Genomic DNA, 23,180 nt, shown 5'->3' with positions numbered 1-23,180 from the left:
CCCGGTGCTCAGCCGCCGTCGGTGCTCTTCGGCGGGTTGGCCTTCACCCAGTCCGCCATGGTGTCGGCCGACATCGCCTGGTACATCGCCAGCGCCTTCTCCCGGTTCGAGACCACCACCGACTCGCCGTTGATCGTGTCGCTGCCCGAGTTCGGGCTGGTCAGGAACGTGAGGTTCTCACCCCGCAGGTTGCGGAACTGCACCGCCATATCGGTCAACGAGAAGTCCTGGTCGACGGTCACCGCCGCGGTCACCGATTTGAGGAAGTCGTTGAGCTTCTTCGGGTTCGCCAGGGTGCCGGTGCTCGCCGCCTTGTCCATCAGCGCCCGCAGGAACTCCTGCTGGTGCCGCATCCGGGCGAAGTCACCCTCGGGGAACTGCTTACGCTGCCGGATCCAGTCCAGCGCCTCCGAGCCGTCCATGTGGTTGGTGCCCTTGGTGAACGTCCGGTACGGCTTGTGGATCGAGGTGATCGTCCGCTCCACCTTCAGGTCCACGCCGCCGAGGGCGTCGGTGACCTCCTTGAAGCCGCCGAAGTCGATTGCCATCACGTGGTCGATCCGGACGTCGGTGAAGCACTCCACGGTGCGGACCGCCAACGGCAGACCACCGAAGGCGAACGCCGCGTTGATCTTCGCGCGCTGGCCGGAGCCGCAGTCCGCGCCGGCGCTCTCCGGGATCGGCACGTACAGGTCGCGCGGAATGGAGACCAGGTACGCCTGCTGGTGGTCGGCCGAAATGTGCATCACGATGATCGTGTCGGCCCGCCACTGGCTCTTGGAGTCGACCGGCGCGTCCGGGTCCCGGGAGTCGCTGCCGACCAGCAGGATGTTCAACGCGCCGTCGACGGGCTTCGCCGGCCGACCGCCGGTGATCTGCGCGAACGGGTCGGTGCGGGCCAGGTCGTCGTTGAGGTTGCGCGCGTACAGCCACGCGCCCAGGCCGCCGAGCAGCGCCAGCACCAGCACCGCGACACCGGCCACCAGCCCGATCCGGCCCCACCGCGGCCGAGGGCCACGACGTCCGGGCCCGCCGGCGCCACCGGGCCCGCCAGGTCCCGTGGGCCCCGACGGCCCGCCCGGGCCGGGCTGCTGCTCGTCGTACGACGGATACCAGCGCGCCTCTGTCGGACGCGCACGTCCGGAGGCGCCCCGGTCGGGGCCGGGCACCGAGGCGCGCCCGGCGCTGCGGTGCAGATACGGATGAGGAACGCCGGCAGGGGTCGCTGACATGCAACTCAGGGTACGTAGCGGGAGCCACTACCGCCCTCAGGTGACACTCAGCGATCGGCGGCCTGCCGGGAGCTGGTTACCCTAGCCGCGCCCGGAAGTACTCGATCGTGCGTCGCAGGCCGTCTTCGGGCGTCACGGTCGGCTCGTATCCGAGCAGTTCACGGGCGAGGGTCAGATCGGGGCGGCGCATCTCCGGGTCGTCCGAACTGCGCGTGATGTACGTCACCTGCGAGCTGCTGTCGGAGAGCGACACGATCAACTCGGCGAGTTGACGCATGGACATCTCGTGTTCGGTGCCGCAGTTGACCGGGCCGGTCTCGGTCGAGTCGAGCAGCAGCAGGATGCCCCGCACCAGGTCCTCGACGAAGCAGATCGACCGGGTCTGGTTGCCGGTGCCGTGCACGGTGATCGGCTCGCCGCGCAGCGCCTGGGAGATGAAGGTGGGGATGGCGCGACCGTCGTCCGGGCGCATCCGCGGGCCGTACGTGTTGAAGATCCGCACGATCGCGGCGTCCAGCCCCCGGTACCGGTGGTACGCCATCGTGGCCGCCTCGGAGAAGCGCTTCGCCTCGTCGTAGACGCTGCGGACGCCGATGGGGTTGACGTTGCCCCAGTAGGTCTCGCGCTGCGGGTGCTCCTTCGGGTCCCCGTACGCCTCGGAGGTGGAGGCCATCAGGAACCGGGCGCCGTCGGCGACCGCCCGCTCCAGCAGATGCAGGGTGCCCACCGAGCCGACCCGGAGGATCTCCACGGGCAGTTGCGCGAAGTCGGTGGGGCTGGCCGGCGAGGCCATGTGCAGGATCGCGTCGAAGCGCTCGGCGAGGGCCGGGTGGTGCGTCGGCAGGCCGTCGGAGAGGTCGGCTTCGACCAGGGTGAAGGTTGGCCGGTCCAGCAGGTGGGCGACGTTCTCCTTGGACCCGGTGACGAAGTTGTCCAGGGCCACCACCGTGCAGCCCCGGGCGATCAGGGAGTCGACCAGGTGCGACGGGACGAACCCGGCGCCGCCGGTGACGAGAACGCGGTGACCGGAACCGAAGCGCTCAGCAACCTTCATGCCGGTCAGCCTACCGACCCTCCTGAACAGCGAGAGGCCCCCTGTTGACGCGTGGCGTCAACAGGGGGCCGTGCCGCGTGTCAGTGGGCGCCGGAGCCCGTGAGGGCGCGCACCTCCAGCTCCGCGTACTTCTCCTCGTCGTGCTCCTTGGAGATGACGGTGCCGATCCAGCCGCACAGGAACCCGAACGGGATGGACAGGATGCCCGGGTTGGACAGCGGGAACCACTGCCAGTCGTGGTCCGGGAACATCGACGTCGCCGCGCCCGAGACCACCGGTGAGAAGAACACCAGCACCACTGCCGAGACCAGACCGCCGTAGATCGCCCACACCGCTCCGGAGGTGTTGAACCGCCGCCAGAACAGGCTGTAGAGGATCGCTGGCAGGTTGCCCGAGGCGGCGACCGCGAAGGCCAGCGCCACGAGGAACGCCACGTTGAGGTTCTGCGCGTAGATCGACAGCAGGATGGAGATCGCGCCGATCACCAGGGCGGAGATCCGGGCGACTCGTACCTCCTGGCGCTCCGACGTCTCGCCCTTCTTCAGGACGTTGGCGTAGAAGTCGTGCGCCAGGCTGGACGAGGAGGCCAGGGTCAACCCGGCGACCACGGCCAGGATGGTGGCGAAGGCGACCGCCGCGATGATCGCCAGCAGGGCCGCGCCACCCAGTTCACCGCCGAAGAACTCCAGGCCGAGCGCCTCGGCCAGCTGCGGTGCGGCCGTGTTGCCGGCCTTGTCCTGCGCGATGATCGCCGGACCACCCACCATCGCCGCCGCGCCGAAGCCGAGGGCCAGGGTGAGCAGGTAGAAGGTGCCGATGATGCCGATCGCCCAGAGCACGCTCTTGCGGGCCGCCTTGGCGGTCGGCACGGTGTAGAAGCGGATCAGGATGTGCGGCAGGCCGGCCGTGCCGAGCACCAGCGCGATGCCGAGCGACAGCAGGTCCATCTTGTTGTAGAACGTCTGCGTGGAGTTCCCGGCGACCTCCACGCCGTACCGCAGGCCCGGTCCCAGGAGTTTGTCGCCCTTGCCGGAGGCCGCCGCGGCGGCGCCGAGCAGCTCCGACAGGTTGAAGTGGAACTTGGCCAGCACCAGCACGGTCATCAGCAGCGCGCCGGTCATCAGCAGGAACGCCTTGACGATCTGCACGTACGTGGTGCCCTTCATGCCACCCACGGTCACGTAAATGATCATCAGGGCGCCGACCATGATGATGGTTGCCACCTTGGCGGTGGCCGCGTCCATGCCGAGGAAGGTGGTGCCCGGCTTGATGCCCAGCAGCAGCGCGACAAGCGCGCCGGCGCCCACCATCTGGGCGAGCAGGTAGAAGATCGACACCGTGATGGTGGAGACCGCCGCCGCCGTCCGCACCGGACGCTGCCGCATCCGGAAGGCCAGCACGTCGGCCATCGTGTACCGGCCCGAGTTGCGCAGCAGCTCCGCGACCAGCAGGAGCGCCACCAGCCAGGCGACCAGGAAGCCGATCGAGTAGAGGAAGCCGTCGTAGCCGTAGAGCGCGATGATGCCGGCGATGCCGAGGAACGAGGCGGCCGACATGTAGTCGCCACCGATCGCCATGCCGTTCTGGAATCCGGAGAAGGACCGGCCGCCCGCGTAGAAGTCGGTGGCCGTCTTCGTCTGCCGGCTGGCCCAGATGGTGATGCCCAGCGTCACCGCCACGAACACCAGGAACAATGTGATGGTCAGATTGCGGGCCGTGTGGTTACCCGCCTCGGCCGCGAGGAGCAGGTCAGCCGCGTGGACCGTTCTCATGGGTCACCTCCCCGATCTCGGCACGGATCCGGTCGGCGACCGGGTCTATCTTCCGGTCCGCGTACCGGGAGTAGAGCCAGGCGATCACGAACGTCGAGACGAACTGGAGCAGGCCGAAGACCAGCGCAACGTTGATGTTGCTGCCGAACAGCTTCGTGCCCATGAAGCCCCGGGCGTAGGCGCAGAGAATGACGTAGAGCGCGTACCACAGGAAGAACGCGACGGTCATCGGGAAGACGAAGCCGCGCAGCGCGCGCCGCAGCCCGGCGAACTCGTCCGACTGTTGTACGGCCAGGTACTTGTCCGGCTGGGAAGCGGTAGGCGCGGGTGTGTCCGTGGACATCTGTGGATCACCACCTTCACAGGCGTCGGGGGTAGTTCCGCGCACCGTAGAGAGCACGCTCCCCGACAAGGAAGGTCGAGATCGACGCCGGTCGTCGAGTGCGCCGAGCGGTTGGCTGGGTGCGCCGAGTGACCCACGTCACCCCGGTGACCGGTCGCGCGTCGAAGGCCCCTGGTCAGGCCGGCAGCTCGTGGTACCGCCCCCGGTAGTGCAGCAGCGGCATGGTGTCCGCGCTCAGGTCGACGGCCTCGATGGTGGCCTCCACCAGCAGCCCCCAGCCGTACTCCCGGGCGGTGTCGAGCCGGCACCCCGCCCAGCCGCCGGCGTCGGACGGCACCGGCCCGTAGGGCGTGTCGGTCCACGAACCGGTGGCGAAGAGCCCTCCCGGCGCGGGAAAGAGGCCGGCGAAGCGATCGGCGAGCTGCCGGTGTGGCGGTCCGAGCGGCGCGACGGCGAACCGACCCGCCTCCTCGACGGCGGCCCAGAGGTCGGACTCCGGATCGATCAGCCCGAGCAGCCGGTCCGGCTCCCCCTCCGCGACAAGTGTCGACGAGACCGTCAGCCCCGCCGGACCGGGTGCCGTCCAGAGCGTGACCGGCGCGGCGAGCCGACCTCGCAGCCGGCGGGTCGGTGACCGCTGTCCGGTCGGCACCGCGAACGGATCGGTGTGGTGGATCTCGGCGCCCGGCTCATGATTCACGTGAAACATTGTGCCGCCCCGATCCCGCACCCAACCCAGGAAGCGCGCGTGCAGGTCGGCCGGTCGCCCGTTCAGCCGGGCGAGCTGGTCGCCCGCCTCCGCCATCAACGTGCCCAGGTAGAACAGCAGCGCCGTGCGGTCGTCCCGGTACTCGGCCAGCAACGCGAGCCGCGCCGGTTGGCAGGGCCACGGCGCGCCGCAGCCCCGGCACCGCCACAGCGGTCGCATGGGCAGGTGCGGCCGACTCAAGACGTACCCCCGGCGGGGTGTGTCCTGCCGGCGGCCCGCGTGTCTCCGGCGGCCTGCGTCGGGCCCGCCGCGCCGCCGCGTGCCGGCTCGATCGCGCCCGGCACGGCCGTCGCCGCCAGGTTCCTCATCGAGTACGACCACCGCGCCCCGCCCCGACCAGGGATGAATCCGAGCACGGGTGACCTCCTCCCAGTCGAGAAAGGGCCGCCCCGATCGGGGGAATGACCGGGGCGGCCCGACGCAGGACCGACCGCCGGGTCATCGCCTCCACCAGCCGGGCCGCGCGCCTTCCACCCTGGACGGCGCGGCGCGGACAGGGGAGGATTCCAGGGCTTACTACGCAGCGCGGTCACGTACTTACCAGAGAGGTAAGGATGAACATCGAGATGTGGGTACGGGCGCTGAAGGCCGCCCGAGCCGGTGCCGAGGTGTCCCAGGAGGCTTTGGCGACCCTCATCAGGTGGAGTCCGTCCACCGTGGCCGCCATCGAGACCGGCCGCCGCCGACCGACGATGGAATTCGCGGTGGCCGCCGACGAGGCCCTGGCCACCGGCGGCCTCCTCGCCGAACTCCTCAAGGCTGCGGATCAGGAGCACGGCCCGTCCTGGTTCGTCCCGTGGCGCGGCTACGAGCAGCGGGCCACGCGTCTGCGGGCCTTCGAGGCGTGTCTCGTGCCCGGCCTGGTGCAGACCGAGGAGTATGCCCGCGCCGTCATCTCGGCGGGTGGATTGCAGCCGCCAGCCGTGGTCGACGAACTTGTCGCCGTTCGCTTGGAACGTCAACGGCTCTTGTCCCAGGAGGTGCCGCCGCACTGCGTCTTCGTCGTGGACGAAATGGGCCTGCATCGCCCCGTGGGCGGTCACGCCGTGCTCAATGCCCAACTCGGTCGACTGCTCGAGGTGGCAGACCTTCCGTTCGTGCGATTGCACGTCATTCCATTGAGCGTCGGCGAGCATGTCGGGTTCGGTGGCGGCTTCGTGTTCGCCGACCTGCCCGACGGAGACCGGGTGCTCTACCTGGAGAATGCCGCTCGCGGACACGTCATGGACGACCCGCAGATGCTCCGATTGATTGATCGCAAATGGGATAGTCTGCTGGGCGAAGCACTGTCCACAGGTGCGTCGATGGACCTGATTCGGAAGCTGAAGGTGACACCATGATGATGATTGAGCCGCGCTGGCGCACCTCCACCCGGTCGACCGACTCCGGCGGCAACTGCGTCGAGGTGGCGGACAATCTGCCGGGTGTCGTGCTGGTGCGGGACAGCAAGGATCGGTCCGGGCCGGTGCTCACGTTCAGCCCGTCGGCCTGGGTCGATTTCCTCGCTGCCCACGCATCTCGCGGCCCGGCCGCCTAAATGACCCACCATCGCTGGCAATCTTGGACAGTTTCCGTTAGCAGCTAACGGAAACTGTCCAAGATCTACCCTGTCGGCTGCGAAATCGGTCGTCTAGCGACGCGGTGTGACGGTGGCGAGCAGTTCCGGCTGACGCCGGTCCAGGACGTCGCCGGCCAGGTACGCGCCGAGCAGCGCCGCGCCCAGCCCGTACGCCGTGCCGAACGGGAGGGCCAGCCAGAGCCAGGCGTCGCCGAGCAGCGCGGCGGCCACCACCATCGGCACTCCGACGACCGCCGTGGTGACCATGGCCAACAGGGTGAGCAGCCCCTTTGCCATGCCCGCGCCGCTGTTCATTCCGAACGGGTTGCTCGTCTCCGGCAGCGAGTACGCCCCGAGCACCGAGACGGTGCTGTTCACCGCCAACCCGGCGCCGTAGGTGGCGACCAGACTGCCCACCATGAGCCCGATCCACGCCGGTCGACTGAGCAGTACCGACAGCACCACCGCGACGAGCACCAGCATCGGCAGGACGTACAGCGAGAACGCGGTCATCCGCGCGCGCAGCTCGACCCGGCCGGGGACGCCGGCCACGACGTTCGCGGCGTACGCGCTGCCGTCGAAGCCGAACTGGTTGGCCAGGGTCGCCGAGGCGACTATGCCGACGATGAGCAGGGAGAGGGTGACCACGACCGGTGAGCTGTCGCCGGCAGCCGCCGTGAACCCGCCGTTCTCGGGGGACGCGAAGTCTCCACCCATGACGTTGACCAGGACGGGCACGAAGATGCCGACCACCGCGATCGTGATCAGGTTGGCTCGGCGGCGGGCGTCCCGCCACCAGTAACGGGCGTCCCGGGCGACAAGCGCGCCGAACCGGTCCCGCCGTACCCAGGCGGTGGCCCGGGGGAACAGTTGGGCGACCGCGCCCCCGCCGACTTCGCGTCGGGCCGGCGCCCTGCCAGCGGTCGCCGAGCCGACCATCGCCGACTCCAACGACCGCGACCACCAGGCCAGCAGGGCAGCGATCGTCGCCACCGTGATCAGCAGTTTGAGCGGGGCCGCCCACACCCGTCCCTGTGCCACGTCGATACCGGCGGTCCACGGAGCCCCGAACGGCGTCCACCCGAGCACCGAGGCCGGCCCGGTCAGTCGGTTCCAGTCCGTCTGGCGCAGCGCCGCCAGGCCGAAGACCTGCAACGGGCCGAGCAGCGCGGCGGTCACCGCCAGCAGCACGGCCGCCAGGTCCCGCACCCGGCGGGACCGCAGCATGCTGGCGAAGGCGCTGGTCACCGCCCGGCTGGCGGCCACACAGAGCAACAACCCGGCGAGTACGCCAAGCACGGCCACCAGGCCTGCGGACCAACCGCCCAGCGCCCACGCGGTCAGCACCAGCCCCAGCGAGGCGATCGACGCCGCCAGCACCGGCACGCTGACCAGCGCGGCGGCGAACAACCCGACGACCAGGGTGCGGCGCGGCAGCGGCAGCAGCGCGAACCGGGCCGGGTCCAGTGTCTCGTCCACCCCGAAGAAGACGAGTGGCAGCAGCAGCCAGCCGAGCACCAGCAGGCCACCGCCAGCGGCGGCGACCAGCACCGCGTACCGCCCGTTGCCCGTCATGCCGGGCGCGGCGAACAGGAAGAACCCACTGGCCGCGAACCAGAGGCCGACCAGCGCCCCGCCGACGAACATGGCGATCCGCCAGCCCTGGCCCCGGAAGTTGTTGCCCATCACCCGCAGCTTGAGCCGTACGAAGTGTCGCGCGGAGACCGTTCGCGCCGGAGCGGCGGGCGCGGCAGGCGCGGTGGCCGCGCTCACCTGGACAGCCACGACAACTCGTCACCGGTCGCGGTGCGCCCGCCGACCACCTCGACGAAGACCTGCTCCAGGGAACGGCCCCCGCGAACGTCGGCGATCGTGCCGACCCGCTTGATGGTGCCCTGGGCCAGGATCGCCACGTGCGAGCACAACCGCTCGACGACCTCCATCACGTGGCTGGAGAAGACCACCGTGCCGCCGCCGGCCGCGTAACGGGTGAGAATGTCGCGGATCAGCGCGGCCGACACCGGGTCGACCGCCTCGAACGGCTCGTCCAGCACCAGCACCCGCGGACCGTGCAGCAACGCGCACGCCAGCCCGATCTTCTTCTTCATGCCTGCCGAGTAGTCCACCACCAGCGTCCGGCCGGCGTCGCCGAGCGCCAGGACGTCCAGCAGTTCGGCGGCCCGCTGGTCGATCACCGCCGGGTCCATCCCCCGCAGCAGCCCGTTGTACGCCAACAGTTCGGCACCGCTGAGCCGGTCGAACAGCCGTACACCGTCGGGCATCACGCCGAGCAACTGCTTGGCCGCGACCGGATCGCGCCACACGTCCTGGCCTAGCACCCACGCCGACCCGGCGTCCGGGCGCAGCAGCCCGACCGCCATCGACAGGGTGGTGGTCTTACCGGCACCGTTCGGGCCGAGCAGCCCGTAGAAGGAGCCGGCCGGCACGTCCAGATCGACGCCGGCGACCGCGACCGTGCCGTCGAACCGTTTTGCCAGACCACGCAGCACGAGTGCGGGATGCTCACCAGTCATGGCCCGACGTTATCCGCCGACCGCCAGATCCGCCGTCCGGCGACAGGCGGATCCACGATCATTCCCAAGACGTAGTCCCTGTTCCGGCGTACAAGGCGTAGTTGTGCGATCCACCAACTTCTGAAGTAGTGTTGATGTCGTGTCGATGCCCTCGGAATCCGTGCCGTTCTCGGAGTTGCTGCGGCAGCCGGCCGAGACGACTGAGCGACTGGCTCGCGCTCGCGCTGTGCGTCTGCGCCGCCGGGACGCAGCCGATCTTGTCCTGATGTCGGCCGACCGGGCCGCAGCCGAGGGTGAGGTTGTGGATCTGACCGCCCGGTTGCTGGCCAGCGTGGTGCGCCGGGATCCCACCCTGGTGCGTGAGGCGCTGCCGACCGTGCTGCCGTGGGTGCGCTTCCTGCCGCCTGAAGATCGCGAGCAGATGGCCACCGAGTTCGTCGAGACGGCGGAGGCGGCTGCGGCGGTCGGGAACACCGCAGCCCTGTCGCAGTTGCTCAGCGAGTGGCGGCACAGCGCCGAGATCCACGCCGACCCCGATCTGCACCGCGTCCTTGCCGCGCCCAGCTTCGACGACTTCGGGGCGGTGCCCCGGCCGACCGCCGAGTGAGCGTCAAGCGCGGCGACCGGGCAGCGCCGCCACCCCGCCCTGGCGGTTACGCCCTGCGATTCGCCACCAACGACGCGGCCAAGGGCTGGGAGGAACTGTGCCGTCAGGCCGCCGCCAATACCCGGGCGGCCTTCGACGCCATCGAATCCGACCCCTGCCCGTCTCCGCCGACCAGTAGGCAGCACCCTCTCAAGGGCTCGCTCGCCACCGCCAGCCACAACGGGAGGGACGCTGTCACAGTGGCAGTACGAGGTCACCGCCGACGGTCGCATCTGGTATCTCCCCGACCATGACATCCGCACTTGTTGGGTCAAACACGCTGGCACGGGCCACCCCAGAGCCACCGACTGGACACCACCCGACAGTCACAGCCCCGGGTACGGGTGCGTCCGCCCGTTCTCGCTCTCCCACTCGACGACCGCTCGCGTGCGGTCCGGGTCCTCGGCGAGCAGCCGCCAGTAGACAGCAGCTCCGACATGGACCTGCTCAAATCCGAGGGGTTTGCCGCGATCAGCAGTGTAGTAATCCCGCGACCGTCACCTCAGCCCCGAAACCGCCCCACCCTCGCGCCGATCTTGCGCTTTCGGTTGCCCGAATGCGAAGAATGCCCGTCATGCCGCCACACAAAGTGCAAGATCGCGGGGGCGGCGGGGGTGGGGGGTGTTAGAGGCGTAGGGCTTCGGGGGTGTGGAGGCGGAGCATGGTGGCGGCTACGTCGGCCGGTGCTCGGCGGCGGGTCGCCATCGACACGACGACCATCACGGTGAACGCCAGTGGCACCGTCCAGGCGGCCGGTTGTGCGGTGAGGGTGGCGGGCCAACCCGACAGCGGCGGACCGAGGACGGTCACCAGCACCGCGCCGATCGCCGCCCCGCCGCCGACCAGCACACCGGCTGCCGCGCCCAGGTCGGTCAGCCCTCGCCACCAGATGCCGAGCACCAGCAGCGGGCAGAAGCTCGACGCGGCGACGGCGAAGGCCAACCCGACCACCTGTGACACGTCCAGGCCGGAGACGTGCAGGGCCAGCACCGCCGGTACGCCTCCGGCGATGACGGTCGCCAACCGGAAGCCGCGCACCGAGCCACGGCCGAGGACGTCCGTCGAGATCACCCCGGCGACGCTGGTCAGCAGGCCCGACGAGGTGGAGAGGAAGGCCGCGAACGCTCCCGCCGCGACCAGTGCGGCGAGCAGCCGCCCGGCCAGCCCGTCGCCGAGGACCGCGCCGGGTAGCAGGACCACCACCGCGTCGGTCTGCCCGCTGACGAGCAGTTGCGGTGTGTAGATCCGGCCCAGCACCCCGTACAGGGTGGGCAGCAGGTAGAACACACCGACCAGTGCCAGGACCACGAGCGTCGTCCGGCGCGCCGCCGCTCCGTCGGGGTTGGTGTAGAAGCGGACCAGCACGTGCGGCAGGCCCATCGTGCCCAGGAACGTGGCCAGGATCAGCGAGTACGTTCCGAACAGGCCCCGGTCGTCCGAGCCGGCGGCGCTGGGCAGCAGCCAGTCCGCCGCGTCGGTGGCCACCCCGGACACCTCCGGCACCGGGTCGCCCGCCGCGAAGGACAGTTCGTCGCCGGGGCGTACCTCACGGATGTCGCCATCGGCCAGGGTGAGGGTCGCGCGGTGCTCGACCACGACGGTGGTCGCGGTCCGGAACGTCGGCCCGTCCGGCGGCGTCACCGCCGGGCGGGCATCGGCCTGCCACTGCAGCGCCAGGAAGATCACGGGTACGGCGAGAGCGGTCAACTTGAGCCAGTACTGGAACGCCTGGACGAAGGTGATGGCCCGCATCCCGCCCAACGCCACGTTCGCGGTGACCACGGCCGCGACCAGAAGAGCACCCACGGGGTACGGGGAGCCGGCGACCGTGGCGAGGGTGAGGCCGGCACCCTGCAACTGCGGCACCAGGTAGAGCCAGCCGATGAAGATCACGAAGGTGGTGGCGAGGATGCGTAGGCGCCGTGATCCCAGTCGCAGCTCGCAGAAGTCGGGCAGTGTGAACGCGCCGGAGCGGCGCAGCGGCGCGGCCACGAACAGCAGCAGAGCCAGATAGCCGGCGGCGAAGCCGACCGGATACCAGAGCACGTCCACGCCGTACTTGAGAACCAGGCCCGCGATGCCGAGGAAGCTCGCCGCCGACAGGTACTCCCCACCGATGGCGGCGGCGTTCCAGGTCGGACTGATCGCCCGCGAGGCGACCAGGAAGTCGGACGTCGTCCGGGCCAGCCGCAGCCCGTAGAGGCCGATGCCGACGGTGACCAGGGTGACCGCGACGATGGCCGGAACCACGTAGTCGTTGCCCACGTCAGTGCTCCGGCCGCTGCACCAGGTCGGTGAAGTCCTGCTCGTTGCGTTCGGCCAGCCGCACGTACGCCCAGCCCACCGCGATCAGGAACGGGAACGCGGCCACCCCGAGCAGCAGCCACGGCAGGTTGACGCCGGCCACCGTGGTCCGGCCGAGCGACGGTGCGATGGCGAACAGCCAGGGCAAACCGCCCAGCCCGATGACGACCACCAACGACAGCCGCAACGCCAGCGCGAGCTGGGCCCGGACCAGGCCACGGACCAGCGCCTCGCCGACCTGGGTCTGCTGGGCCAGCTCGGCGCGGGTCCGCTCGGCGCGGGTGTCCTGCCGGGTGATGTCGGCCAACACGATCCGCGCCCGCCGGGGTGGCGGGACCGCACCGCCCGACCCCACGTCAGGGAGTTGCTTGGCCACCCCGGCAGTCTTGCCCGCCTCGCGCGATTGTCAAGCGTCACCGCTCACTGGTAGCGCAGGCCGAAGCAGTGCGACGCGGGGCCGGTCACCGGGATCCTGTCCAGCTCACGGCGGGCGCGCTCCCGTCCGACGTTCGTCGCCCACAGGCCGTCCCGGGGCAGGTCGGTCGCGAGCCGGTTCAGCGCGCAGATCCGTACCGGTTCGGGCAGCCGGGCCAGGGCCGGTACGGCGTCCGCCGACAGGCCGGACACGTAGCCGACGTCCAACCGGCCGGTCTCCAGGTACCGGTCGACGTTCCGGTCGGCGATGAGTCGGTCCGGGTTGACCAGGGCCAACCCGAGCAGTGCCAGCACCGCCGTGCCGATCACCAGGCGGGGCAGCCAGGTGGCCCGTAGCCGTACCACTGCCACGCCGACCAGCACGAACAGCAGACCGAGCCACAGCTCGACGGTCGCCACGACGAGCCGCAGTCGGGTGGCGCCGTACGCGTCGGCGTAGACCTGCATCCGGTACAGCGCCGAGGCCACGATCACCAGGCTGAGCGCGGTGAGCGCCCCGAGCAGGGCGCGGACCAGCAGTCGGTCGGTACGCGTGGCCTTCGGTGCGCGACGGGCGGCGACGGCGATCACCAGCAGGGTGAGCCCGGTGACGGCGAGCAGTTGCCAGAACCCGCTCCGCGCGTACTGCGCGTAGGTGAGCCCCGACGTGCGCAGCACGTGTCCCGCGCCGCCGAACAGCACCGCCAACTGGACCAGTACGAAAGCGGCGAACAGGGCGTCGAGCAGCACCAGCGGAAGGGTCCACTCCAGCCGGTGAGCCGGACGGGACGGTCCCGGCCGCAGCCCTTCCAGGTCGGGCGGCCGACTGACCAGGTACGCCGCCCCGAGCAGACCGCCGCCGATCAGCAGCAGACGGAACATCCAACCGGTGACACCGGGCACCGAGATGTCGGGCAGCAGACCGGTGACCAGGTCGGCGAAGACCGCGTCGGCCGACGCGAAGAGCAGCCCGAACAGCAGGAGCAGGCCGGCGGAGACGGTCAGGCTGGTCAGGACCCGTCCGACGCCGATGCCCGAGCCGGCCGGTCGGGTGTCGCGCAGCCCGCGTACCGCCCAGGGGAGCGCCCGTACCGTCGCGGCCGGCGGCAGCGTCGCCGCCAGCAGCATCCCGAGCGGGCTCCGCCCGCCGGTCACCGCGAGTGTCCCGGTGACCGCGGCACCGAGTAGGCAGAGGACGAAGAGCCAGCCGGCCGCGCGGACCGTGCCCACGCCCACCAGGGCGACCGTCGCGGCAGCCCAGACGACCTGGGCCGCCCGCCCCGATGCCCCCGTGGCATCGGGACGGACGGTGGCCGCCGCAGTGGTCGCGGTGGGTGGAGTTGCCGGGGTGGGCGGCGCGGTCTGCGGCCGGGATCGCACGACGGTGGCTGTGCCGAGCGCGGCGGTGGCGGCCAGCGCGGCCACCAGCCAACCGAGTCCGGGGCGAACCACCGTGAGCGTCGAGGCACCGACGACGGCCGCCACCGTCAGGGCCGCCAGGACCAGCGGACGTGCGGCCCCGGACGGGCCGGGCCAGCGCCGCGCGATCAGTGACGGTGGCCGGGGCACGACCGGTAGGGCAGCCATCGGCTGAGGCCACGCGGGCGCCGGTCGTCCCGCTGGCCCGGCGGCCGGCGGCGTCGCCGGGCCGGCCGTCGGCGGTGTCGCCGGGCCGGCCGTCGGCGGTGTCGCCGGGCCGGTGGTCGAAGGCGGATTGCTGCCAGGGGTGGTCATGCGACCTCTCCTCGGTGTGGTCTGTCATTCGGGATGGTGACCTGGATGCGGCAGCCCGGCCGGGGGCCCTTGACGGCGCCGACCGGGTCGAGGACCGCGATCCGACCGCCGTGCAGTTCGACGACCCAGCGGGCGATGGCGAGCCCGAGGCCGGTTCCACCGTCGGCTGCGCGGTCGCCACGGGTGAACCGCTCGAACACCCGGGAACGCTCGGCCGTCGGGATGCCCTGTCCCTCGTCGCTCACCTCGAAGTGGAGTTCGCCGGCGTGCTCCTCGGCGCTCACCCGGACGGTGCCGCCGGCTGGGCTGTGCCGCGCCGCGTTGTCGAGCAGGTTCGTGAACACCTGGTGCAGCCGCCACGGGTCCGCGTGCACGGTCAACGGCGTCGCCAACTCGCGGAGCCGGAAGTCGACGTCCAGCCCGGCGCCGGCCGCGCTCGCGGTGGCGTGCTCCACCGCCTCGTCGAGGAAGTCCCCCACGTCGATCTGGACCCGGCGCAGCGGCACCACCCCGGCGTCGAGACGGGACAGGTCGAGCAGGTCGGCGACGAGATGCCCGAGCCGCTCGGTCTGGGACAGCGCCGCGCGCAGGGCCGCCGGTTCCGGCTCGGCCACCCCGTCCACCATGTTCTCCAGGACACCCTGCAAGGCAGTGATCGGAGTACGCAGCTCGTGGGAGACGTTGGCGATCAGCTCACGCCGTCGCTGGTCCGCCGCGTGCAGATCCTCGGCCATCTTGTTGAACGCCTGGGCCAGCTCGCCCACCTCGTCGCGGGACGTGGCGCGTACCCGACGGGTGTAGTCGCCGCGGGCCATCACCCCGGCGGCGGCCGTCATCTCGCGCAGCGGCGAGGTCATCCCGTGGGCGAGCACCTGCGAGGTGACCAGCGCGATGCAGATGGCGGTGATCGCCGTGCCCGGTGGGAGCCAGCCGATGCCGTACCAGAAGTAGCCGATGGCCACGGCCCAGGAGGCGACCAGCAGGACACCGAGCTTCATCTTTATCGAGCGGACCGGATCGAGAGGCCGGGGAAGCACCCGCTCCAGCCAGTCCAGGAGCCGGCCGGTCACGCGGGCACCTCCAGGGCGTACCCGACACCGTGGACGGTCCGGATCAGGTCGGCGCCGAGCTTTCGGCGTAGCGCCTTGACGTGGCTGTCCACGGTGCGGGTGCCGGTGCCCTCGGCCCAACCCCACACGTCGGCGAGCAGCCGCTCCCGGGGGAGGACCGTGCGGGGTCGCCCGGCGAGGTGCAGCAGGAGGTCGAACTCGGTGGGCGTGAGGTGCACGTCCGCACCGGCGCGGCGAACCCGCCGCTCGGCTTCGTTGATCTCGATGTCGCCGAGGCGGATGGCGGGTGGCGCGGGGGTCGCGGCCCGTTCCATGCGGCGCAGCAGCACGTGTACGCGGGCAGCCAGCTCGCGCATCGAGAACGGCTTGGTGAGGTAGTCGTCCGCGCCGACCGCGAGCCCGACCAGCAGATCCGTCTCGTCGTCGCGGGCGGTGAGCATCAGCACCGGAACCGGCCGGACCGCCTGGATACGCCGGCACACCTCCAGGCCGTCGAAGCCGGGCAGCATCACGTCGAGGACGACGAGATCCGGCTGTCCGGCCCGGAACCGTTCGACGGCGCTGGGGCCGTCCGCGGCGATCTCCACGAGGAAGCCCTCGGCGCGGAGTCGGGCGGCGACCGACTCCGCGATGGTGCGTTCGTCCTCGACGACCAGGACGCGGCGTTCTTTCATGGGGTCTGACTGTAGGGAGCCACCGTGGAGATCAGTGGGTGGCATTGTGAATAACCTGTGGAGAACCGATCAGCCCTGTGGATAACTCGGTGGTGCTGCCGGTCGGCCTCTTTCGGCCGCTCCCGGGGTCAGTCCAGGCCGACGCGTTCCGGGCGGGCCGAGGCGGAGCCGAGCCAGGTGTGCGGGTTGCCGTACCAGCACCAGCCCAGCTTCGGCGCGCCCTGGCTGATCCACAGTGCCGGCACCCGCTTGTCACCGCAGCGCGAGCCGACCAGGGAGAAGCACCTGTTGCTGGCCAGTGCATCCGGGTACAGCGTGATGAAGGCGAGCCCCTCGTCGATGGTGAGCGGAAGTCGACCCTGGGCGGTCATGCCCTCCATCGCCGCGGCCGGGGCGAGGTTGCGGAACTCCTCGCCGCGGTCGACGTCGAAGAGGAGGTACGCCGGCCCGGCGGGCACCTCCAACTCCTTGATGGGGTCGAAGCGCGGCAGGTCGCCCTCGGCGTAGTGGCGGTCGAGGAAGCCGGGCTTGCGCTTGCCGGCCAGGGTGGTGAGTTCGAGTCGGGGCTCCACGCCGATCAGGTCCCGAGTGACGACCAGCAGGAAGGGCACCCGGGCGTCGGTGGGCGCGGGCAGGCCGGAGGCGCCGTCGACCGCTCGGGATCGCAGCGGGGCGACCAGGTCGCGGAAGGCGCTCTCGGGCATGCCGGCCAGGGCCGGGTAGCCCAGTTGCACCAGGCGGTCGAGTTGACTGTCGAACTCGGTCTCGGCGTCGAACAGGGTTGCGGTCACGGCGCGGCCTCCCGGATGTCGTACCAGTTATCGTACGACGTACGGGAACGGTGGGAGTATTCCCTCCTCAGCGACTCCAGTCCTGCTTCGCCGCCCTGACCAGCTTGTCCTTCAGCTCCCGCGTGTGCCGCCGGCTCACCGGCAGCTCGGTGGAGTCGACCACCACCACGTAGCCGGAGTTGACCAGGCGCAGCTCCGCGATCAACTTCAACTGCACCAGGTACGACCGGTGCACCCGCACGAAACCGGCATCCGCCCACCGCTCGGCGAGCGTGGCCAGTGAGACCCGCACCAGGTGCGACCCCTCGGCGGTGTGCAGCCGGGCGTAGTCACCCTGCGCCTCCACCCACCGCACCGCCGAGCGGGGCAGCATCCGGGTCGTACCGGCCAGCTCGATCGGAATGGTCGGGTCCTCCTCCGCCCGGGCCAGCGCCGCCGGATGCGACGGCACCACCCGCGACCCGATCACCCGCCGCAACGACTCGGCCAGCCGCTCGGCGCGTACCGGTTTGCGCACGTAGTCCGTGGCGCCCAGGTCGAAGGCGTCCACCGCGCCGTCGTCGTACGCGGTGACGAAGACGATCGCCGGCGGCCGGGCGAACCGTCGCAGCACCCGTGCCAGCTCCATGCCGTCCAGGCCGGGCATCCGGATGTCCAGGAAGACCACGTCCACGTCACCGTCGCGGAGCAGTCGCAGCGCCTCGGTGGCGTCCCCGGCGGTGTGCAGGCGGGCCACCCGAGGATCGGCCCGCAGGTGGTAAGCCAACTCGTCGAGCGCGGGCGGCTCGTCGTCCACCGCCAACACGCGCAAAAAACCGGAGGCGTTCACTGGGCTGCCCGCATTCGCTCGCTGCGCTCGCTCACGAACCGGCCCGTACGCCCGGGTGGAACTTCGGCACCCGCACGCTCACCCGCGTGCCCGACCCCAGCCCGGTCTCCACGACCAGACCGAACCGGTCACCGAAGACCGAGCGCAGCCGCTCGTCGACGTTCGAGAGGCCGACGTGCTGGTCCGTGTCGTCACCCGGGTCGCCGGTGCTGCGGGCCAGCTCGGCGATGCCGGCGGTCAGCGCGGTCGGATCCATACCCACCCCGTCGTCCTCCACCGTGATGTGGCATTCGGCGCCCGCGTCCCGGGCCTCGATGCTCACCATGCCCGTGCCCGGCTTGCGGGACAACCCGTGCCGGACGGCGTTCTCCACCAACGGCTGGAGACACAGGAACGGCAGTGTCACCGGCAGTACCTCCGGCGCGATCTGCAACCGCACCTGCAACCGGTCGCCGAAGCGGGCCCGCTCGATCGTCAGGTACCGGTCGATCGACCGCAGCTCCTCTGCGAGGGTGGTGAACTCCCCGTGCGCCCGGAACGAGTACCTCGTGAACTCCGCGAACTCCAGGATCAACTCCCGGGCGCGCTCCGGATCGGTGCGGACGAACGAGCCGATCGCGGTCAACGCGTTGTAGATGAAGTGCGGGCTGATCTGTGCCCGCAACGCCCGGATCTCAGCCCGCGCCAGCCGCTCCCGGGAGGAGTCCAGCTCGGCGAGGGCGAGCTGGTTGCCGGCCCAGTGCGCGGTCTCCAGGGTCGCCTGCACCAGCCCCGGCTCCGGCGCGTTGTCGGCGATCGCCACCAGCGCCCCGACCACCCGGGCGTCGGCGCCGTGCAGGGGCGCGACCACCGCACCCCGGATGGGGCAGTCCACCCGATCGCAGCGCAGGTCGGACTCCCCGAGCACAGTCGAACGCCCGGAGGTGATGGATCGCTGGGCCGCCGCGAGCAGTTGCTCGCCGTGGTGCGTGCCGCGTCCGTCGAGGGCGAGCACCTCGTCGGCGTCCGTGAGCGCCAGCCCGACCGCACCCACCAGGGCCCGCAGATGGCGTACGGCCTTCGCCGCCCCCGCCGCGCTCAGTCCCGCCCGCAGCGGCTCGGCGGCCAGTCCGGCGGTGTGCAGCACCTCGTAGGTGGCCCGCTGGGTGGCGGTGGCGATGCCGCGCCGGGCGCGTAGTCGCAGCACCGCCAGCAGGGCCGCGGTCAGCGCGGTGACCAGCGAGACGACGCCGACGACGGCGGAGAGGTTGCCACCCACGCAGCGATCCTGACGGCTCGCCGCGGTTCGCGCTAGTACGCGCCCTTGCGGGCGAGCACCACACCGACGGTGCGCCACAGAATGCTCAGGTCGTACGCCAGCGACCAGTTGTCGACGTAGTAGAGGTCCAGCCGGACCGCCTCGTCCCACGACAGGTCGGAGCGGCCGGAGACCTGCCACAGCCCGGTCATGCCCGGGCGCACCAGCAGGCGGCGTCGTACGTCGCCCAGGAAGTCGCCGTCGTCGGCCGGCAGCGGGCGTGGCCCGACCAGCGACATCTCACCCCAGAGCACGTTGATCAACTGCGGCAGCTCGTCCAGCGACGAGGCCCGCAGGAAGCGACCCACCGGGAAGACCCGAGGATCCTGCTTCATCTTGAACAGCATGCCGTCGGTCTCGTTCTGGTCGGTGAGGCTGGCCAGCCGGTCCTCGGCGTCGACGTACATCGTCCGGAACTTCCACACCCGGAACGTGCGCCCCTCGTGCCCCACCCGGGGCTGGCGGAAGAAGACCGGCCCGGGGTCGGAGATCCGGATCGCCACCGCGATCGAGATGAAGAGCGGGACCAGCAGCAGCAGGCCGAGGCCGGCGGCGACCCGGTCCATCAGGTTCTTGGCCAGCAGCGCCGGCCCGGAGAGCGTCGGCTCCTCGACGTGCAGCAGCGGCAGACCCTCGATCGGCCGGATGTGCACGCGCGGGCCAGCGATGTCGGTCAGCTGCGGGGCGACCACCAGATCAACCCCGGAGCCTTCGAGCTGCCAGGCCAGTCGGCGCAGCTCACCGGGCTCCGCGCTGGCCGACCCACAGACCGCGATGGTGTCCCCACCGACCTCACGGACCAGGGCCAGGACGTCGCGGCCGGCATGCACCGGCACCGGCGTGGGCACCCCGCGGGCCGCCGCGTAACCGTCGGTGATGTGGATGGCGACCGGCATCAGCCCGGCGGCGGGGCTTCGGGTGACCGCCGCGTAGACCTCCAGGCACTCCGGCAGGGTGCCGACCAGCACCATCCGGTGCGCGGCCTGACCGGCCCGCCGACGGATGTAGTGCAGCGCCCAGCGGGCCACGAATCGGCCCCACAGGATCAGGAGCAGCGCTCCGAGCAACGCCGTGCCGACCGTCCACCGCGACAGCGCGGTCTTGGTGGCGAAGGCGAGGAAGGAGACGCTGGCCGCGACCGTGACGGCGGCCCGGATCACCCGCTTGAACTCGTCCGGGCCGAGCCCCAGATAGCGCCGGTCGTACGCCCGGTTGCTCCAGAGGATGACCATCCAGCCGAGGGGGAGCAGCAGGTAGGAGATGGTGTGGAACCAGGTCGGGTCCTGGTTGGTGCCGGAGAAACCGGAGGCGGCCTGGTCGAAGAGTTGGATCGCGATCCAACTGGCGAACGCCGCCGCGCCGAAGTCGAGGAGCAGCAGGATCGCGGTGTAGGGGCGGTGCCACCGGGAGACGCGGCGTCGCGCCCTGGCCCACGCCGACCGAGGGACGCCGTTGTGTGACGGCGGCGTCGGCGGCTGGATCTCGAAGCTGTCGACGTGCCGCACGAGTCTGCTCCGGCCTTCGTTGGATACCGGGCGCTGGAGGCTTGCCGTCACCTCACCCATGTCCTCCCGCATGACACGTGCCGCTCACTCGCAGTGAGGGCCCGGGTCGCCCACCGTCCCAGTCTCCCACGCGGGTCCCAACTGGTCGCCGCCCCGCAGGAGATTGGCGACCGCTGGTGTCGGCGGGATCTGGCCGGCTCCGCACCATTTCAGAAGCCGGGGACCGGGCCACTATACCGATGGATGTGCGTGTGGCGAGAACGGTGGACGGGAGGTTCGACTCACTCGGGTCGATTCCGCTCCGTAGTCGCCACGTGGGCTTACTCACCGTACGAGTCGGGACAACCGTCGGTCAGCAAGCGGCTTGCCGCCCGTCTGACACGTCGCGCAGTACTGCAGGCTCGAGTCGGCGAACGAGACCTCTCGGACGGTGTCCCCACAGACCGGGCAGGGCAGCCCGGTGCGGGCGTGCACCTTCAGCCCGGACCGCTTCTCGCCCTTCAGTTCCGCCGCGCGCTGACCGAGGGACCGCTCGACCGCGTCGCCGAGCACCTGGCGGGTCGCCGCGTGCAGGGTGGCGAACTGGGCGTCCGTGAGCCGGTCGGTGATCGCGAACGGAGAGAGCTTCGCGGCGTGCAGGATCTCGTCGGAGTACGCGTTGCCCACCCCGGACAGCACCGACTGGTCGGTCAACACCCCCTTGACCTGCCCGCGCCGGCTGCGCAGCCGCTCGACGAAGGTGGGCAGGTCGGCGGCGAGCGCGTCCGGGCCCAGCTTGGCCACCCCGGGCACCGTCGCCGGATCGGTGACCAGATATGCGGCCAGCTTCTTCTGCGTACCGGCCTCGGTGAGGTCGAAGCCGGAGCCGTCGTCGAGCCGGACCCGGACGGCGATCGGACCCTTGCCCGGGCGCAGCGGCGTTGAGGACGGGAACGCCTCCCGGTAGTGCAGCCAGCCCGCCCGCGCCAGGTGCACCACGAGATGCAGGTCACCTTCGATGACGACGTCGAGGAACTTGCCGTGCCGACGGGCGTCGACCACCGTCCGCCCGGCGACCGCGGAGGGTGCCGGGTCGTACGTCTTCAGGGCGCTTATCGCGGCGATCTCCAGCCGGTCGACACGCCGCCCCACCGCGCGCTGTCGCAGGTAACCCGCGAGCGCTTCAACCTCCGGTAGTTCGGGCACCAGCCAACGGTAGCCTTCTTTCCCGTGAGCGTGAGGAATGAGCTTGCGAGTCCCGCAATCGCGAATGAAAGGCAAGCTCAGTGAGAATCGTGGTGGCGCACAACCGGTACCGGGAAGCCCAGCCCTCCGGTGAGAACACGATCGTCGACTCGGAGATCGCCCAGCTCACGGCCGCTGGCGTCGAGGTGCTGCCCTTCATCCGCAGCTCGGACGAGATCCCGTCGATGTCGAAGGCCGCCAAGGCGCTGCTGCCGATCTCACCGATCTGGGCGCCGCGTGCCCAGCAGGACCTGGGCCGGCTGCTCAACGAGCACCGACCGGACGTTCTGCACCTGCACAACCCGTACCCCCTGATTTCGCCCTGGGTGGTGCGGACCGCGCACCGGCACGGCGTGCCTGTCGTGCAGACGGTGCACAACTACCGGCAGGTCTGCTCGTCGGGGATCTACTTCCGCGACGGGGTGATCTGCCAGGACTGCAAGGGTCGGGCGCTGGGCGTGCCGGCGATCAAGCACCGGTGCTACCGCGACTCGGCGGCGCAGAGCGCGCTGATGGCGACCACCCTGGCCGTGCACCGGGGCACCTGGCGCTCGGTGGACCGCTACATCGCGCTCACCACGGCCATCGCCGACCACCTGCGGGACTACGGCATTCCGGACGAACGCATCGTGGTGAAGCCGAACTCCGTACCCGATCCGGGTCGGCCCGCGCCGCTGGGTGACGGCTTCCTCTACATGGCCCGGCTCTCGCCCGAGAAGGGTGTCGACCTGCTGCTGGACGCCTGGCGTCGCCATCCGGTGGGCACCCTGGGCACGCTGCGCGTGGCCGGAGACGGTGAGCTGCGCCCGCTGGTCGAGGCCGCCGCCGCCGCGCGACCCGACGTGCTCTACCTCGGCCAACTCGACCGCGCCGGAGTGCGCGCCGCCGTCGAGGCGAGCGCCGTGGTGATCGCGGCCTCGATGTGGCACGACGTGCTGCCTACCGTGATCATCGAGGCGTTGGCCAGCGGTCGGCCGGTGCTCGGCACCGCGCTGGGCGGCATCCCGTACCTCGTGGGTGCGGATGCTCCGCACGAGCCCGCCGGCACCGGCCCGGCCGAGACCGCTTCCGCCGTCGCCGGGCAGGGGCCGGCACCGCTGCCAGCCGGCGTGGTCACCGGCACCGCTGGCTGGGTGGTGCCGCCGGAGCCGGCGGCGCTGGCCGCTGCGCTCCCGGTCGCGCGGGCCGGTGCCGCCGCGCTCTCCGCGCGGGCCCGCCTGCGGTACGAGCAGACCTTCCACCCCGACGTGGTCACGAAGCGCCTCCTTGACGTCTATGCCGGGCTTTCCCCCGTTGCCTGATCTTCCGCTTCGCGGGGATCAGCGGCGGCGAAGATGACGTTTCGGGCGGCGATCGACACCGGGCAGTGCCTGGTCCGACAAACCCGACAGCTCCGGCCCAGGGCATTGGTTCAATTGCCAACGTCCTGG

21 protein-coding genes are annotated in these 23,180 nt (G+C 71.0%); 4 read left to right on the top strand and 17 right to left on the bottom strand.

What is annotated here, in order from left to right:
• Positions 1–8: 8 nt before the first annotated feature.
• The 5 genes from ACGFH9_RS22360 to ACGFH9_RS22340 form a co-directional block, all read right to left on the bottom strand.
• Entirely contained in the window at positions 9–1,232 is a 1,224-nt protein-coding gene (locus ACGFH9_RS22360) for an LCP family protein (protein WP_393222364.1), read from the bottom strand.
• Positions 1,233–1,308: 76 nt separating this feature from the next.
• Positions 1,309–2,286: an NAD-dependent epimerase/dehydratase family protein gene (locus ACGFH9_RS22355; protein WP_355240412.1), complete on the bottom strand. Its 978-nt coding sequence runs from the start codon at positions 2,284–2,286 to the stop codon at positions 1,309–1,311.
• A gap of 80 nt (positions 2,287–2,366) precedes the next feature.
• Positions 2,367–4,058 carry a cation acetate symporter gene (locus ACGFH9_RS22350; RefSeq protein ID WP_393222360.1) on the bottom strand — a complete coding sequence of 564 codons (1,692 nt, stop codon included), beginning with the start codon at positions 4,056–4,058 and terminating at the stop codon, positions 2,367–2,369.
• Positions 4,036–4,401, bottom strand: a complete 366-nt coding sequence (locus ACGFH9_RS22345) for a DUF485 domain-containing protein (protein ID WP_393222357.1) — start codon at positions 4,399–4,401, stop codon at positions 4,036–4,038. Before ACGFH9_RS22345 ends, ACGFH9_RS22350 begins: the two co-directional genes overlap by 23 nt.
• Positions 4,402–4,576: 175 nt before the next feature.
• Positions 4,577–5,329, bottom strand: coding sequence for a flavin reductase family protein (locus tag ACGFH9_RS22340; RefSeq protein ID WP_393222435.1), 753 nt, complete (start codon positions 5,327–5,329; stop codon positions 4,577–4,579).
• A 395-nt stretch (positions 5,330–5,724) separates the two neighbouring features.
• Here ACGFH9_RS22340 and ACGFH9_RS22335 point away from each other — a divergent pair, with 395 nt between their 5' ends.
• Entirely contained in the window at positions 5,725–6,510 is a 786-nt protein-coding gene (locus tag ACGFH9_RS22335) for a Scr1 family TA system antitoxin-like transcriptional regulator (protein WP_393222354.1), read from the top strand.
• Entirely contained in the window at positions 6,507–6,707 is a 201-nt protein-coding gene (locus tag ACGFH9_RS22330) for a DUF397 domain-containing protein (RefSeq protein ID WP_393222352.1), read from the top strand. Before ACGFH9_RS22335 ends, ACGFH9_RS22330 begins: the two co-directional genes overlap by 4 nt.
• Positions 6,708–6,800: 93 nt before the next feature.
• Here the strand turns inward: ACGFH9_RS22330 and ACGFH9_RS22325 are convergent, their stop codons facing one another.
• Both ACGFH9_RS22325 and ACGFH9_RS22320 read right to left on the bottom strand, forming a co-directional pair.
• Positions 6,801–8,513: an ABC transporter permease gene (locus ACGFH9_RS22325; RefSeq protein ID WP_393222349.1), complete on the bottom strand. Its 1,713-nt coding sequence runs from the start codon at positions 8,511–8,513 to the stop codon at positions 6,801–6,803.
• Positions 8,498–9,262, bottom strand: a complete 765-nt coding sequence (locus tag ACGFH9_RS22320; protein WP_393222347.1) for an ABC transporter ATP-binding protein — start codon at positions 9,260–9,262, stop codon at positions 8,498–8,500. Before ACGFH9_RS22320 ends, ACGFH9_RS22325 begins: the two co-directional genes overlap by 16 nt.
• 145 nt (positions 9,263–9,407) lie before the next feature.
• Between ACGFH9_RS22320 and ACGFH9_RS22315 the strand changes: the two genes are divergently transcribed.
• Entirely contained in the window at positions 9,408–9,869 is a 462-nt protein-coding gene (locus tag ACGFH9_RS22315) for a hypothetical protein (RefSeq protein WP_393222432.1), read from the top strand.
• 663 nt (positions 9,870–10,532) lie between these two features.
• On the opposite strand, the gene ACGFH9_RS22310 is transcribed toward ACGFH9_RS22315, so the two are convergent.
• The 10 genes from ACGFH9_RS22310 to ACGFH9_RS22265 form a co-directional block, all read right to left on the bottom strand.
• The gene (locus ACGFH9_RS22310) at positions 10,533–12,173 is read right to left on the bottom strand and encodes a cation acetate symporter (RefSeq protein ID WP_393222345.1); all 1,641 of its coding nucleotides are present in this window, start codon (positions 12,171–12,173) and stop codon (positions 10,533–10,535) included.
• A gap of 1 nt (position 12,174) precedes the next feature.
• Complete coding sequence (locus ACGFH9_RS22305) at positions 12,175–12,588, bottom strand: hypothetical protein (RefSeq protein ID WP_355240433.1); 414 nt, start codon at positions 12,586–12,588, stop codon at positions 12,175–12,177.
• Between the two features lie 44 nt (positions 12,589–12,632).
• Positions 12,633–14,213 (bottom strand): DUF4153 domain-containing protein, encoded by a 1,581-nt coding sequence (locus ACGFH9_RS22300; protein WP_393222342.1) that lies wholly within the window; start codon positions 14,211–14,213, stop codon positions 12,633–12,635.
• Positions 14,214–14,356: 143 nt separating this feature from the next.
• Positions 14,357–15,430, bottom strand: coding sequence for a sensor histidine kinase (locus tag ACGFH9_RS22295; protein WP_393222339.1), 1,074 nt, complete (start codon positions 15,428–15,430; stop codon positions 14,357–14,359).
• Positions 15,427–16,104 (bottom strand): response regulator transcription factor, encoded by a 678-nt coding sequence (locus ACGFH9_RS22290; protein ID WP_355240438.1) that lies wholly within the window; start codon positions 16,102–16,104, stop codon positions 15,427–15,429. Before ACGFH9_RS22290 ends, ACGFH9_RS22295 begins: the two co-directional genes overlap by 4 nt.
• 128 nt (positions 16,105–16,232) lie before the next feature.
• Positions 16,233–16,895: a DUF5701 family protein gene (locus ACGFH9_RS22285; RefSeq protein WP_393222336.1), complete on the bottom strand. Its 663-nt coding sequence runs from the start codon at positions 16,893–16,895 to the stop codon at positions 16,233–16,235.
• Positions 16,896–16,962: 67 nt separating this feature from the next.
• Positions 16,963–17,724: a LytTR family DNA-binding domain-containing protein gene (locus ACGFH9_RS22280; protein WP_007453674.1), complete on the bottom strand. Its 762-nt coding sequence runs from the start codon at positions 17,722–17,724 to the stop codon at positions 16,963–16,965.
• A 31-nt stretch (positions 17,725–17,755) separates the two neighbouring features.
• Positions 17,756–18,982 carry a sensor histidine kinase gene (locus ACGFH9_RS22275; protein WP_393222333.1) on the bottom strand — a complete coding sequence of 409 codons (1,227 nt, stop codon included), beginning with the start codon at positions 18,980–18,982 and terminating at the stop codon, positions 17,756–17,758.
• Positions 18,983–19,014: 32 nt separating this feature from the next.
• Positions 19,015–20,586 carry a sugar transferase gene (locus tag ACGFH9_RS22270; RefSeq protein ID WP_355240705.1) on the bottom strand — a complete coding sequence of 524 codons (1,572 nt, stop codon included), beginning with the start codon at positions 20,584–20,586 and terminating at the stop codon, positions 19,015–19,017.
• A 264-nt stretch (positions 20,587–20,850) separates the two neighbouring features.
• Positions 20,851–21,711, bottom strand: a complete 861-nt coding sequence (locus ACGFH9_RS22265; protein ID WP_393222331.1) for an Fpg/Nei family DNA glycosylase — start codon at positions 21,709–21,711, stop codon at positions 20,851–20,853.
• Between the two features lie 80 nt (positions 21,712–21,791).
• Here ACGFH9_RS22265 and ACGFH9_RS22260 point away from each other — a divergent pair, with 80 nt between their 5' ends.
• A complete protein-coding gene (locus ACGFH9_RS22260) occupies positions 21,792–23,051 on the top strand; it encodes a glycosyltransferase (protein WP_393222329.1) in 1,260 nt (419 codons plus the stop codon).
• Positions 23,052–23,180: the final 129 nt, after the last annotated feature.

The organism is Micromonospora sp. NPDC049102 (genome assembly GCF_043197485.1).
Lineage (GTDB): Bacteria > Actinomycetota > Actinomycetes > Mycobacteriales > Micromonosporaceae > Micromonospora.
Note: the sequence above shows the minus strand (reverse complement) of the source record. Positions and strands in the feature narration are given on the sequence as shown.

What these genes read in the sequence shown, in the direction of transcription:
- ACGFH9_RS22360 (WP_393222364.1), bottom strand. Translation starts at nt 1,232, where the DNA reads ATGTCAGCGACCCCTGCCGGCGTTCCTCATCCGTATCTGCACCGCAGC.
- ACGFH9_RS22315 (WP_393222432.1), top strand. Translation starts at nt 9,408, where the DNA reads ATGCCCTCGGAATCCGTGCCGTTCTCGGAGTTGCTGCGGCAGCCGGCC.
- ACGFH9_RS22290 (WP_355240438.1), bottom strand. Translation starts at nt 16,104, where the DNA reads ATGAAAGAACGCCGCGTCCTGGTCGTCGAGGACGAACGCACCATCGCG.
- ACGFH9_RS22340 (WP_393222435.1), bottom strand. Translation starts at nt 5,329, where the DNA reads ATGCGACCGCTGTGGCGGTGCCGGGGCTGCGGCGCGCCGTGGCCCTGC.
- ACGFH9_RS22330 (WP_393222352.1), top strand. Translation starts at nt 6,507, where the DNA reads ATGATGATGATTGAGCCGCGCTGGCGCACCTCCACCCGGTCGACCGAC.
- ACGFH9_RS22355 (WP_355240412.1), bottom strand. Translation starts at nt 2,286, where the DNA reads ATGAAGGTTGCTGAGCGCTTCGGTTCCGGTCACCGCGTTCTCGTCACC.
- ACGFH9_RS22335 (WP_393222354.1), top strand. Translation starts at nt 5,725, where the DNA reads ATGAACATCGAGATGTGGGTACGGGCGCTGAAGGCCGCCCGAGCCGGT.
- ACGFH9_RS22345 (WP_393222357.1), bottom strand. Translation starts at nt 4,401, where the DNA reads ATGTCCACGGACACACCCGCGCCTACCGCTTCCCAGCCGGACAAGTAC.
- ACGFH9_RS22270 (WP_355240705.1), bottom strand. Translation starts at nt 20,586, where the DNA reads ATGGGTGAGGTGACGGCAAGCCTCCAGCGCCCGGTATCCAACGAAGGC.
- ACGFH9_RS22320 (WP_393222347.1), bottom strand. Translation starts at nt 9,262, where the DNA reads ATGACTGGTGAGCATCCCGCACTCGTGCTGCGTGGTCTGGCAAAACGG.
- ACGFH9_RS22300 (WP_393222342.1), bottom strand. Translation starts at nt 14,213, where the DNA reads ATGGCTGCCCTACCGGTCGTGCCCCGGCCACCGTCACTGATCGCGCGG.
- ACGFH9_RS22350 (WP_393222360.1), bottom strand. Translation starts at nt 4,058, where the DNA reads ATGAGAACGGTCCACGCGGCTGACCTGCTCCTCGCGGCCGAGGCGGGT.